Consider the following 13,515-nt stretch of genomic DNA (forward strand, 5'->3'; position numbering starts at 1 on the left):
AGAGATGGAAGTGTGGTAACACATGTAGTTGACTGTTACTAATAGGTCGAGGGCTTAACCAAAAAGAATCTGACACATGATGGAAGCAAAGATGGTGGAAGTCATGAATCAATGTGTAGTTTTGAAGGTATAAGAGAAAAGTAAAACTCTAAGGGTATAAGAACTCTTAGAGTTTTTTTGCGTATAAATATGAAATGAGAAGAAAGTAGCTGAGAAGAATACGTGAAGAGAAAAATCTTTTAACGTTTATTAAGAAAAAGTAATATATGGATACATAAGAGGTAAAAGGGGTGGGTAGTTTACAGTAACAATCAGCTTATGGAGTAAAATTAGTATTCAACAGTGCTAATAGAAAGAATTATCATTTACTGTCTGGTAGGGAAGAGAATTGTATATAAAAAAGTAGAACATATGTAAAGAAGTGCATAAAGTATAACAGATTAAGAGTTTTACATATAGAATATAATACCATAAGTTTTTGTATAAAAATAGCTTTACAAAACAGTAGAGATTTGCTATACTAAATAAGTCATCTGCAAATTGTATTAATTGATCAAACAATTTTGAAAAAGATGAAAATAATAGTTGACAAACACGTAGATATATTGTAAACTAAGTAAGTTGCTTGAGAGAGGACCGGGTTGGACGAACCTCTGGTGTATCGGTTGCATTACCAAGTGCATGGCCGAGTAGCCAAGTTTGGAAGGGATAAACGCTGAAGGCATCTAAGCGTGAAGCCCCCCTCAAGATAAGATATCCCATAGCATAAGCTAGTAAGACCCCTGAAAGACGATCAGGTTGATAGGACAGAGATGGAAGTGTGGTAACACATGTAGTTGACTGTTACTAATAGGTCGAGGGCTTAACCAAAAAGAATCTGACAACATGATGGAAGCAAAGATGGTGGAAGTCATGAATCAATGTGTAGTTTTGAAGATATAAGAGAAAAGCAAAACTCTAAGGGTGATAAGAACTCTTAGAGTTTTTTTGCGTATGAATATGAAATTATAAGAGTAAAGGAAAAAACTCTAAGGGCATGAGGACTCTTAGAGTTTTTTACGTTTATATATATGAAAGAGAAGAAAAACAAAAAAGAAAAACAAAAACAAAAACAAAAACAAAGAAGAAAAATAAAAAAGAAGGAAGACAAAAGAAACGAGAAAGAAGAAGCAAAAGATAGGAAGCAAAAGATAAAAAAGGAGAACATTCACGTCCTGATCAACTGTAGCAAGATGAAGTGATGTTGATTTGTATAGGAGTTGATGGTAATCGTAGTTTGTGCTAGTGGTAACTAAGGGCACTATCAATGAGAATTCCAAGAACCTGGGTTAATCGCTCTCGATCCACGTAAATTCGGGTGATTCATCATCAGAGAGATCGAGTTTGGGTATGTACTCTGATTCATGTGAAGCCACGCAAACTAGTGAGGAAAAGAGACAGAAAATTGTAACATTACCAAGAAAGCAAACACGTCGACTCTACTTGAGGATACTTTAGATATATGATTCGTGAAGGTGCAGAGGAAACGTGCCTGGTAATGCAACAATTGATGGAATAGTGGGGAAGATCATGTCTATAGGGAAAGTGTATTTAACATGTATTGTCTACGGAAAAGGAATTATACTAGGAGAAATGAACCTATTGGTTATAGTAATAATTCTACATACTTGTAGTACAAATCGGTCAAGTTTGGAAAGAATATAGGATTTCATTTGATTGATAGCATATGTTGTGTTAAAATGAGTAAGGTTGAAGAAGATAGGCTTTTAGATGCTTCAATCAAAGAGATAATAGGGCTAAGGAGATTAGCTTTCATTATACAGAAAACTGGCACAAATTCGTACCATTTGTAAGTAATGATACAACTTTTCGGGCATCTTAGGATAGTTAGAAACGAAAAGAATGTAGGAACATGACAAGTTAAGAGGAGGTTGAAAAATGAATAAGCTTGAGCTTCAAAAGACTGCTAACGAAATAAGAAAAGGAATCGTTACAGCAGTTCATAGTGCAAAATCCGGCCATCCAGGCGGATCATTATCAGCAGCAGACATTTTTACGTATCTATATTTTGAGGAATTGAATATAGATCCAAAGGACCCAAAGAAGAGTGACCGAGACCGTTTTGTTTTATCAAAAGGACATGTAGCTCCAGGTCTATATTCTACTTTAGCGCATAGAGGATTCTTTCCAGTAGAGGATCTTACTACATTACGTCATGTTGGTTCTTATCTACAAGGACATCCAGATTGCAAACATATACCAGGTGTGGATATGTCAAGTGGTTCTTTAGGACAAGGAATCTCAGCAGCAGTCGGTATGGCTTTATCTGCTAAATTATCAAATGACTCTTATCGTGTGTATACATTACTTGGTGATGGAGAAATCCAAGAAGGTCAGGTTTGGGAAGCAGCTATGTTCGCAGGTGCACGTAACCTAGATAATTTAGTTGTGATCGTGGATAACAATGGCTTACAAATTGATGGAAAAATAGATGATGTATGTTCCCCATACCCAATCGATAAGAAGTTCGAAGCGTTTAATTTCAATGTGATTAATGTAGATGCACATGATTTCGATGCGTTAGCAGATGCTTTTAAGCAAGCTAGAGAATGTAAAGGAAAACCAACTGCAATCATTGCAAAGAGTACAAAAGGAAAAGACGTATCCTTTATGGAAAACAATGTTGCATGGCATGGTAGTGCACCAAATGATGAACAATACGCACAAGCAATGGCAGATTTAGAGAAAGTAGGTGAAGCATTATGTCAGAAATAAAGAAAGTTGCTACAAGAGAAAGCTATGGTAATGCTTTAGCTGAATTAGGAAAAGAATATGATAATTTATATGTATTAGATGCAGATTTAGCTGCGGCAACAAAGACGGGTATCTTCAAGAAAGCTTTCCCTGAAAGACATATTGACTGTGGTATTGCAGAATGTAACATGGTTGGTATTGCAGCTGGTATGGCTACTACTGGAAAAATCCCATTTGTTAGTTCATTTGCAATGTTTGCAGCAGGACGAGCATTTGAACAAGTAAGAAATTCTGTTGGTTACCCACATCTTAATGTTAAAATTGGTGCAACTCATGCAGGTATCTCTGTAGGAGAAGATGGTGCAACTCATCAATGTAATGAAGATATTGCATTAATGAGAGCAATCCCAGGTATGGTTGTTATCAATCCTGCTGATGATGTAGAAGCAAAAGCAGCAGTACGTGCAGCGGTTGAATATGAGGGACCAGTTTATCTACGTTTTGGTCGTTTAGCTGTTCCAGTAATTAATGATCGTCCAGATTACAAGTTTGAAATCGGAAAAGGTGTATTATTAAAAGAAGGAACAGATGTAACATTAGTTGCAACTGGCTTATGTGTATCTGAGACATTAGAGGCTGCAAAGATGTTAGAAGCAGACGGAATCTCAGCAGAAGTAATCAATATCCATACAATTAAACCATTAGATGAAGACATAATCATTAAATCAGCAGCAAAGACAAAGAAAGTTGTTACAATTGAAGAACATTCTGTCATTGGTGGTTTAGGTAGTGCAGTATGTGATGCATTATCCGCGAATCTTCCTACAAAAGTGATGAAGATTGGTGTGAATGATGTATTCGGAGAAAGTGGTCCAGCTGTACAATTAATTAAGAAGTATGGCTTGGATAGTGAAAGCATCTACAAGAGAGTAAAAGAATTTAAATAATAACTGTAGGGTTAAAGGGTAGGTGTTACCTACTTGTATAAAAATTGATTTTATGAACCATAAAACATGAGAAAGTAGCCCTTTATGGACGAATTTCTCATGTTTTTGTAATGATTTATATAATAGAGAGAGATTATTGCAACTTTGTTAAGAGATGTAATAATCTCTTTTTTATTTACTAGGATTAGGGTGTCAAAAGCCCTTATTAAAACTTTCTTTCGTTAATTTGCACAAACACTAGCTAATCTCATGTAATACAGGACATAGTTTGATGAGCAACTGTATGAAGTCGTTGGTACTTTGGCTCTGTACTTTAGAGTCTTATGTACCACTACGAACTTCATCCAAGCGAGAGCGTGTTGCGATTGAACTATGTCCTGTATTACATGTTAAACAAACTTAAATTGTGCAAATTGACTGACCTCAAAATAAATAAGGGCTTTTGACACCCGAACCTTACTAGGAAAGTCCTCCAACTTTCCTGGTAAATAAACCCTCCGGGGGATGCTAACTCACACATAAGGTAGATGTCAGCTGAAGCTGACTGTGCTCGGCGAGGAGAACAAAGTGTACTTTAAAGTTTTTATTAACACGAGAGTGTACGAAGTACACTTTGTTCTTGCAAAGGAATAATCGGTTACATGCCATTAAAGATAGGGAGCTGTTTCGGATTTTCTATTTCCATTATGCAACAACATATGATAAAATAGAAGGTAATGTGGAAATATCACAAGAGGATTATTCCAACAAAGGAAACATACAGAGATTCTGCTAGACTCTGAACTGTTGTGATAATTTTCGATTAGAACAGAGATAATAAGAGAAAATGACAATAAACAAAAATTTATAATAGAGCGTTAATCCACTACTTTGTGCTTTGTATAGTAGACGGATATAAAAAGGTATGGTGATTAGAATGTATATAATAGTAGGACTAGGAAATCCAACAAGGGAATATACTGCAACAAGACATAATATAGGATTTGATGCAATTACAAGATTAGCAGATGAGTATGATATCGTCCTAGATCAGAAGAAACATAAAGCATTATGTGGATCAGGTTATATGGGAGGACAGAAGGTTCTTTTGGCACAACCACAGACGTATATGAATCTTAGTGGAGAGAGTGTAAGAGAATTGGTGGATTTTTATAAGATTGATCCAACCACAGAATTGATCATCATATACGATGATATTAGTCTAGAGGTTGGACAGCTTCGTATTCGAAAGAAAGGCAGTGCAGGTGGGCATAATGGAATCAAGAGCATTATCGCGCACCTAGGAACACAAGAATTTTTACGAATTAAGGTAGGTGTTGGGAATAAACCAGATAATTGGGATCTGGCAGATTACGTATTGGGTCGATTTCCAAGTGAAGAGCAACCCATTATTAGAGAGGCATTGGGACATGCAGCAAAAGCATGTGAATGTATAATCACAGAAGATGTTGCAAGTGCGATGAATTTATATAATAAAAAGGCATAGGTGATAGTAATCATGAAGACGTTCATGGAACCTTTAGAAGAGCTAAAGGAATACAATAGTATTAAAGAAGATCTTACACTGAAGGAAACACCGATCCATGTAGCAGGTTGTATAGATTCGCAGAAATGCCATTTGATCAATGGACTTAGCGAACGGTATAACCGGAAACTGATCATTACGTATAATGAAAGCAAGGCAAAGGAAATCTTCGAGGATTACAAACTCTACGCAAGAAATGTATTTTTATATCCTGCAAAAGATGTAATCTTCTATAGTGCAGATATTCGTGGAAATGCGATTGTAAAAGATCGTTTGCTTGTATTAAAACAATTGATCGAATCAAAGGAAGATGTTACAGTTATAACAACAATCGATGCGGGATTGGATCGAATCTTACCATTACAGTATATTAAAAAACGAGTTATTAACATACAAGTAGCCACAACACTTGACCTTGAGAAGTTAAAAGCAGCACTTGTGCATCTTGGATATGAGCGATGTGGACAGGTTGGAGGACCGGGAGAATTTGCTATTCGTGGAGGTATCATTGATATTTTCCCATTAACGGAAGAATGTCCATATCGTATTGAGTTATGGGATGACGAAGTGGATACCATTCGTATGTTTGATATTAGTAATCAACGTTCTATAGAAAATGTAGATACAGTAGACATCTATCCTGCAGCAGAGATCATTTTAGATGATCAGGTTATGCAGGAAGGAATTGAAAAACTAGATAAAGAAACAAAAGAGTATGTACAGGCACTTCGGGGACAGATGAAGACGGAAGAAGCCCATCGGATCAAACAGATTGTTGAAGAGTTTAAAGAAAGCTTGGAAAATTATAACGGTGCAGTTGGTATTGATAGTTATATTCGTTATTTTTATGATAATACCGTATCCCTATTCGATTACTTCGCAGGGGAAGATGCCATTCTCTTTCTTGATGAACCAAATCGATTGGTAGAAAAGGGAGAAGCAGTGGATCTGGAGTTTCGGGAGAGTATGATTGGACGTATTGAGAAAGGATATATCTTACCAAGCCAAGTAGATGTAATCTTCCCATACAAGAGTATATTTGCCAAGTTCAACTTAATGAGAACGGTATTATTAAGTACCATGGATTACAAATTATCTGCTGTTACATGTAAAAGAAAGTATGATTTTAATGTAAAATCCATAAATCCATATAATAACAACTTTGATATTCTAGTAGAAGACTTAAAGAAGTGGAAAAGCAAAGGATACCGTGTAATCCTATTATCCAATTCCAGCACAAGAGCAAAACGTCTGAGTGAAGATTTACAAGAAAATGAATTAATTGCCTTCTATAGTGAGGATTTAGATCGGGTTATCAAGCCAGGTGAGATCATGGTTGCACGTGGCTATGTTCATCGTGGATTTGAATATCCATTTATTAAAATGGTTATTATCTCAGAAAGTGATATCTTTGGATCAGAAAAGAAAAAGAGACGAAAAAAGAAATCCTATGAAGGAAGTAAGATTCAAAACTTTAGTGATCTGAATGTAGGAGATTATGTTGTACATGAAAATCATGGACTGGGAATCTACCGAGGTATTGAAAAGATTGAAGTGGATCATGTAACAAAAGACTATATAAAGATCGAGTATGCAGGAGGCGGCGTACTGTATATTCTTGCTACAGGGCTTGATGTGATCCAAAAATACGCTGGTTCTGAGGCAAAGAAACCTAAACTGAATAAATTAAATTCTGTTGAATGGAAGAATACTAAGACCAAAGTGAAGGGCGCAGTAAAGGAAATTGCTAGGGAACTAGTAGAACTTTATGCAAAACGACAGGAAAAACAAGGGTATCAATTTGGACCAGATACAGTTTGGCAACGGGAATTTGAAGAAATGTTTCCATATGAGGAGACCGATGACCAGTTGAATGCCATTGATGCAACGAAATCAGATATGGAAAGTAAGAAAATTATGGACCGTCTAATCTGTGGTGATGTAGGGTATGGAAAGACAGAAGTGGCAATACGAGCAGCATTTAAAGCAGTCTCAGATGGAAAACAAGTAGTATTCCTAGTTCCAACTACCATCTTAGCACAACAACATTATAATACATTTGTACAACGAATGATGGATTTTCCAATCACAATTGAAATGATGTCGCGATTTAAGACGGCAACAGAATTGAAAAAAACTACCGAACGTGTGAAAAAGGGAAGCGTAGATATCTTGATTGGTACACATCGAGTCCTATCAAAGGATGTACAGTTCAAGAATTTGGGACTGCTGATCGTAGATGAAGAGCAACGGTTTGGTGTTACCCATAAAGAGAAAATCAAGCAATTGAAGAATGATGTGGATGTCTTAACCTTATCAGCCACACCAATTCCTAGAACAATGCATATGAGTTTAATAGGAATAAGGGATATGAGTGTGCTTGAAGAACCACCAGTTGATCGAATGCCAATTCAGACGTATGTATTAGAGCACAATGAAGAGATTATCCGTGAAGCCATTAATCGTGAGTTAGCGAGAGGTGGTCAAGTCTATTATGTGTATAACCGTGTAAATGGAATTGATGAGGTTGCCAATATGGTGGCACGACTAGTACCAGAAGCGAATGTGGCATATGCACATGGACAGATGCATGAAAGAGAACTAGAGAAGATTATGTTTGACTATATTAATGGGGAGATTGATGTATTGGTCTCTACAACGATTATTGAAACAGGATTGGATATATCCAATGCCAATACAATGATCATTGATGAGGCAGATAAATTAGGTCTTTCCCAGCTATATCAATTGCGTGGACGTGTGGGACGTTCCAATCGTACGTCTTATGCTTTCCTTATGTACAAACGGGATAAGATGCTGAAGGAAGTGGCAGAAAAACGTCTACAGGCAATCAAGGAATTTACCGAACTGGGATCTGGGTTTAAGATTGCCATGAGGGATCTTGAGATCAGAGGCGCAGGAAATCTGTTAGGAGCCAAGCAACATGGGCATATGGAGGCAGTTGGGTATGATCTGTACTGTAAGATGTTAAATGATGCGGTAAAAGCATTAAAAGGTGAGAACTTTGATGAGGAAACCTTTGATACAACGGTGGATTTAGATATTGATGCATTTATACCGCCAACGTATATACGAAATGAGTTCCTAAAACTAGAGATGTATAAGCGGGTTGCAGAAATAGAGAATGAACATGAATTCTTAGATATGCAAGATGAAATGCTAGACCGTTTTGGAGATATACCGAATTCGGTAAATAATTTATTAAATATTGCTTTATTAAAAGCAATTGCACATCAATCCTATGTAACACAGATTACACATAAAGATTTAGAAGTTAAGATTGTGATGTATAATAAAGCCAAAATTGCAGTTGCGAAGATTCCTGAATTGGTGGCAGAGTTTAAACCACAATTAACATTTGTACCAGATGTAAATCCATATTTTGTATGGAGAATTAAAGAAAAATCAAAAACGGGGAAAATTGATGTTGCTGCTTTATTTGATGTATTAAAGAAGATTCTATCAAAATTACAGGAAATGATTGAATAAGGCATAGAGGTTATACATGGAATATGTATATGGGAATTACAGAGATTGCAATAGTAATGTATGCAGGGAGAATATTTGAAACGGGAGGATTATAATGAAAAACAGAAGAGTGTATCTTGGACTCATAATGATCATACTGGCTATGACAATAACGGCATGTTCTGGAAAATCAGATTCAGCCAATAAATCAGAAGATAAGAAAACAACTGAAACGGAAGTCAGTGAAAAAGACGGTGATACGGCAGCAGATGCAGGTGAACAGGGATTGGACATTAAGACAGATGCGACCATTCTTACGATTGGTGACCAGAAGGTCCCTTATAATGAAGTAATGGTTTATGTATTAATGGTAAAACAATTATATGAGCCTAATTTTACAGATGTAATCTGGGAATATCAACTGAATACGGGAAGTACTTTTGGTGAGATGGCAAGAGAGGAAGTACTGAATCAGATCATACAATTGAAGGTCATGACACAAAAAGCGAAGGATCTTGGTACAGAATTGACCGATGATGAACTAATCGAGATTGAAAATTATGCCAATGATTATATTGCTGGTATTACAAAAGAAGACCAAACATTGTATGGGATAACGTATGATACAGTTTTTGAAGTTTGTAAAGATAATTATCTAGCAGAAAAAGTATTTGATGTAGCAACTATGGATGTGGATTCGAATATATCAGATGAAGAAGCGAAACAGGTAACGGTTTATCAAATTCAAGTTTCAACAGTGTCTACGGATAAGAATGGTAATGTGATAGCACTTTCTGAGGAAGAGAAAGAAACAGCGCTTAAAAAAGCAAAGAAACTTCTAAAAAAGGTAAAGAAGGAAGAAGATTTCTATTCGTTTGCATCTAGCAATAGCGATGATCCACAGATAGAATATACAGTTGGGCAAGGAGATAAGAGTACTGCATATATTGACGCTGCTTTTGCGTTGAAAGAAGGAAAGATCAGTAAAGTGATTGAAGATGATACGGGATATTATATCTTGTATTGTGTTGATGAATTTAATGAAGATGCAACAGCACAAAAGAAGGAAGATATGATTAGTACGAGGCAAGATGAGGCATTTCAAAAGATGTACAAGGAATGGCTAGCAGATTTTAAGGTAAAGATTAAACAGGAGATTTGGGAACAGATCAAGTTCTAAAAAAAGATTGTTGCAATGGACAGGTTCGTTGCAACAATTTTTTTATATAACCCTCAGGGGGAGGCACACTCTCCCATAAGGGTGATGTCAGCTAAAGCTGACTGTGCTCTGCACGGAGAACAAAGTGTACTTTGAAGCTATTATTAACGCGATAGTGTACGAAGTACACATTGTTCTATAAAACTAAGAGCAATACAAAAATAGTACAATATAAAATTTGGCAAATGATATTGACATATACTAAATTCAGTGTTATTATCATTATATCGCAAGACGATATAACGAGTGAAGATATAACGAGCTAGGATATAGCGGATCACAGTATAGTCTAGCGTGCACCGTGATCAAAGTGATGAAGGGAGGAATGACATGGCAAAATCAAATGAGCCTTTAACAGAAAGTTATTTCTATATATTACTTTGTCTCTTTAACGGACCAAACCATGGATATGCAATCATGCAGGAAACTGCATCACTTACTGGGGAGCGGGTGAAGATTGGAGCAGGAACGATGTATGGTGCGATTACAAATCTGCTAAAAAAGAATTACATAATTGAATATTCCGGTGAGGGGAATGAAGATAGACGTAAATTATATGAATTAACAGATTTGGGAAGAGAAGTGTTGCAAGGTGAAGTTCATCGATTAAATCAATTAGTTCACAATGCAATGGAAGTAATGAATGAGAAGGAGGATAAAGAAGAATGATTGAAATTAATAACTTAACAAAGATCTACAAACTGTCGAAGAAACAGATGCAGGAACAGAAGACGAAAAAGAACATGAAAAAGGCTGCTGATCATATTACCTTAACTGCAAAACCAGGTCAGATTTATGGTTTACTAGGACCTAATGGTGCAGGTAAGACAACAACACTACGTTGTGTGGCAACTTTATTAAAACCTACAGAAGGTGACATTAAAGTATGTGGTTTTGATACAGTAAAGCAAGGGGAAAAGGTTCGTGACAATATTGCATTCTTAACGAATGAGATCAAATTGGATCCACACTTTTCACCAAAATACATGTTTCATTTTTTTGGACATTTACATGGTATGAGTGATTCTCAAATTAACCAACGTCGTGAAAAATTGTTCACGTACTTTGGAATTAATGACTTCCAAGATAAAAAAATTGAGGAATTGTCAACTGGTATGAAACAAAAAGCGGCAATTGCTGTAAGTCTTGTTCATGATCCTAAGGTAGTAATCTTCGATGAGCCAACCAATGGACTTGATATTGTAACAGCAAGAAGTGTTACGGATTATTTAAAAGTATTACGAGATGAAGGAAAATTAGTGATCATTTCGACACATATTCTTTCTGATGCAGAAAAACTTTGTGATAACATTGGTATCATTATCAAAGGTAAGAAAGTAGTAGAAGGAACATTACAAGAAATCTTAACAAAGACAAATACAAAGGATTTGGAAGATGCATTCTTCGAATTATATAAAGAATATAACATGGAGGAGGACTAAGGAATGAGGGGCGCAAAAGAAATTATTAAAAAAGAGTTGAATCGTGTATTTGGCGATAAGAAATTAATCTTTAGTTTGTTTATCCTGCCAGTAGCACTGATGGTTGGTATGTGTTTCTTAATGGGAAATCTCATGGAGAATATGGAAGATGATGTAGATGCCCATATACCTACAGTTTATATTCAGAATGCACCAGAAGAGTTGAATGATGCAATTACAGCTGCAGGATTCCAAGCAAATATTACGAATCTTGCGAAGGAGGATTCCTTAGATTCCATCAAAGATGATATCATCAATGGAGAAAAAGATTTATTAGTTACGTTTGATGATGGATTTATGGAAAAGATTCAGAATTATACAGACGGAGCAGAAATTCCTGAAGTTAGAACCTACTATAATCCTTCAGAAGAGTATTCTTCAACTGCACGTACTAATTTTGTAACAATGGTATTAGAACCAATGAAGCAGTCTTTACTTGCTGCACGAATTGGTAATCTTGACAACATTACGATCTTTAACATTGATCTTGATTTAGGAGCTTCTCAGATTATGGATGATCAAAAAGCTTCTGGAAAAGCACTTGGTATGATGTTACCATATTTCATTACTATGTTATTATTCGCAGGTGTTATGTCCATCGCTGTTGATGCCATTACAGGTGAGAAAGAAAGAGGAACATTAGCAAGTATGTTAGTATCTCCAGTAAGAAGAGTAGAGATCGTAACTGGTAAGTTAGTATCCATAGCTATTCTTTCATCAATTTCTGCTATCATCTATGCAATCAGTATGGTATTTGCACTTCCAAAGATGATGGGAGGATTATCTGGAGAGATCAACATCTCTTTATCACCATTACAGATCGTTCAATTAATCGTGATTATGTTATCACTAGTATTCTTATATGTTAGTTTAGTATCTATCGTTTCTGTATTTGCTAAGACAATGAAGGAAGCTAATACGTATGTAACGCCAATGTATATCTTAGTTATCGTAGCTGGAATGATCACCATGTTCAGTGGTAATACAACACCAGATACAGCGATGTTTGCGATTCCGGTTTATGGGAATGCTTTATGTATACAGAATATCATGGAAGGTGATTTATTAATGTCACAATTCCTTGCAGCAGTAGGCGGAACAGTTTTATTAGGTGTAATCGTAACGGCAGGAATTGTTAAGGCGTTCAATAGTGAAAAGGTAATGTTTAATGCATAAAAGAAATATCCGATTTCAAATTGCATATGATGGCACAGCGTATCTAGGGTGGCAACGTCTTGGGGGAAAACAGCAAGAGAGAACCATTCAAGGTTATCTGGAACGGTGTTTATCAAATCTATTGAAGGAAGATATTAAGATCATGGGCTCTGGCAGAACGGATGCTGGAGTCCATGCTTTTGGTCAGGTTGCAAACTTCTATACAAGCACAACACAATCGGTAGAATCAATCCAGCAGAGTCTAAGAAAAATACTACCAGAGGATCTGAGCGTTTATGGAATGAAGGAAATGGAGAAAGAATTTCATAGTCGTTATTGGGCGAAAAGTAAGATTTATGAGTATTACATTGATGAGCAGGAACGGGAAGGCGTATTTACGAGAAAGTATGCGTATCATGTGAACCACAGATTAGATTTATCTGCCATGAGAAAAGCAGCAACAGTTTTTTGTGGTACCCATAATTTTGTTGCGTTTTCATCCGATTCCCAAAGAGAAGATACAGTCCGTACGTTGTATCAGGTAGAAGTAGAAGAGATCACTGATTTTATACAACATAGTGGGAGTAGAAAAGATCGGTTGATCCGTATTCGATTGCATGGAGATGGTTTTCTATATAATATGGTCCGAATCATCGTTGGAACATTGATTGAGATTGGATTAGGGGAGAGAAAGATAGAAACCATTGAAGAAGCATTTGAACGAAAAGAACGAAATATAGCTGGCTATACCGTACCACCACATGGATTATTCCTAAGGTCCGTGCAGTATGAGGCAAACAAAAAATCTTCATGATTAATGTACCGACCCCCAAAAGTTAGACCTAAAAAATCTAATGATTGGAGATCGGTATTTTTATGGCAAAATATAGTTATGAATTAAAGAAAAAGGTTGTTACTGCGTATCTATCTGGAGAAGGCAGTGCA

The 13,515-nt window shown here is 36.2% G+C and carries 10 protein-coding genes and 1 other annotated feature; all 10 genes read left to right on the forward strand.

The features are described 5' to 3' along the window. Window positions 1-870: a sequence feature (mutual gap in cmsearch alignment for this rRNA model is longer than 100), on the forward strand. 200 nt (window positions 871-1,070) lie between these two features. The 10 genes from HBB17_RS16450 to truA all read left to right on the forward strand — a co-directional run bounded on the left by HBB17_RS16450 (window position 1,071) and on the right by truA (window position 13,384). Then, window positions 1,071-1,241 (forward strand): hypothetical protein, encoded by a 171-nt coding sequence (locus HBB17_RS16450; protein ID WP_167958586.1) that lies wholly within the window; start codon window positions 1,071-1,073, stop codon window positions 1,239-1,241. Window positions 1,242-1,938: 697 nt separating this feature from the next. Beyond that, the gene (locus HBB17_RS16455) at window positions 1,939-2,775 is read left to right on the forward strand and encodes a transketolase (RefSeq protein ID WP_167958587.1); all 837 of its coding nucleotides are present in this window, start codon (window positions 1,939-1,941) and stop codon (window positions 2,773-2,775) included. After that, window positions 2,763-3,701 (forward strand): transketolase family protein, encoded by a 939-nt coding sequence (locus HBB17_RS16460; RefSeq protein ID WP_167958588.1) that lies wholly within the window; start codon window positions 2,763-2,765, stop codon window positions 3,699-3,701. The genes HBB17_RS16455 and HBB17_RS16460 overlap by 13 nt, the downstream gene beginning before the upstream one ends. 916 nt (window positions 3,702-4,617) lie before the next feature. Then, window positions 4,618-5,187: an aminoacyl-tRNA hydrolase gene (gene pth, locus HBB17_RS16465; protein ID WP_167958589.1), complete on the forward strand. Its 570-nt coding sequence runs from the start codon at window positions 4,618-4,620 to the stop codon at window positions 5,185-5,187. A gap of 24 nt (window positions 5,188-5,211) precedes the next feature. Beyond that, the gene (gene mfd / locus HBB17_RS16470; RefSeq protein ID WP_207717369.1) at window positions 5,212-8,736 is read left to right on the forward strand and encodes a transcription-repair coupling factor; all 3,525 of its coding nucleotides are present in this window, start codon (window positions 5,212-5,214) and stop codon (window positions 8,734-8,736) included. A gap of 94 nt (window positions 8,737-8,830) precedes the next feature. Beyond that, window positions 8,831-9,895 carry a peptidylprolyl isomerase gene (locus tag HBB17_RS16475; RefSeq protein WP_167958591.1) on the forward strand — a complete coding sequence of 355 codons (1,065 nt, stop codon included), beginning with the start codon at window positions 8,831-8,833 and terminating at the stop codon, window positions 9,893-9,895. A 369-nt stretch (window positions 9,896-10,264) separates the two neighbouring features. Continuing rightward, window positions 10,265-10,603 (forward strand): PadR family transcriptional regulator, encoded by a 339-nt coding sequence (locus HBB17_RS16480; protein ID WP_167958592.1) that lies wholly within the window; start codon window positions 10,265-10,267, stop codon window positions 10,601-10,603. Continuing rightward, window positions 10,600-11,376, forward strand: coding sequence for an ABC transporter ATP-binding protein (locus tag HBB17_RS16485; RefSeq protein WP_167958593.1), 777 nt, complete (start codon window positions 10,600-10,602; stop codon window positions 11,374-11,376). The genes HBB17_RS16480 and HBB17_RS16485 overlap by 4 nt, the downstream gene beginning before the upstream one ends. Before the next feature lie 3 nt (window positions 11,377-11,379). Continuing rightward, on the forward strand, window positions 11,380-12,591 hold the full coding sequence (locus HBB17_RS16490) for an ABC transporter permease (protein WP_167958594.1): 1,212 nt from the start codon (window positions 11,380-11,382) through the stop codon (window positions 12,589-12,591). After that, window positions 12,584-13,384 carry a tRNA pseudouridine(38-40) synthase TruA gene (gene truA, locus HBB17_RS16495; RefSeq protein ID WP_167958595.1) on the forward strand — a complete coding sequence of 267 codons (801 nt, stop codon included), beginning with the start codon at window positions 12,584-12,586 and terminating at the stop codon, window positions 13,382-13,384. Before HBB17_RS16490 ends, truA begins: the two co-directional genes overlap by 8 nt. Window positions 13,385-13,515: the final 131 nt, after the last annotated feature.

The sequence above is a fragment of the Anaerosporobacter faecicola genome (assembly GCF_012070565.1).
In the GTDB taxonomy this organism is placed as follows: Bacteria; Bacillota; Clostridia; order Lachnospirales; family Lachnospiraceae; genus Anaerosporobacter; species Anaerosporobacter faecicola.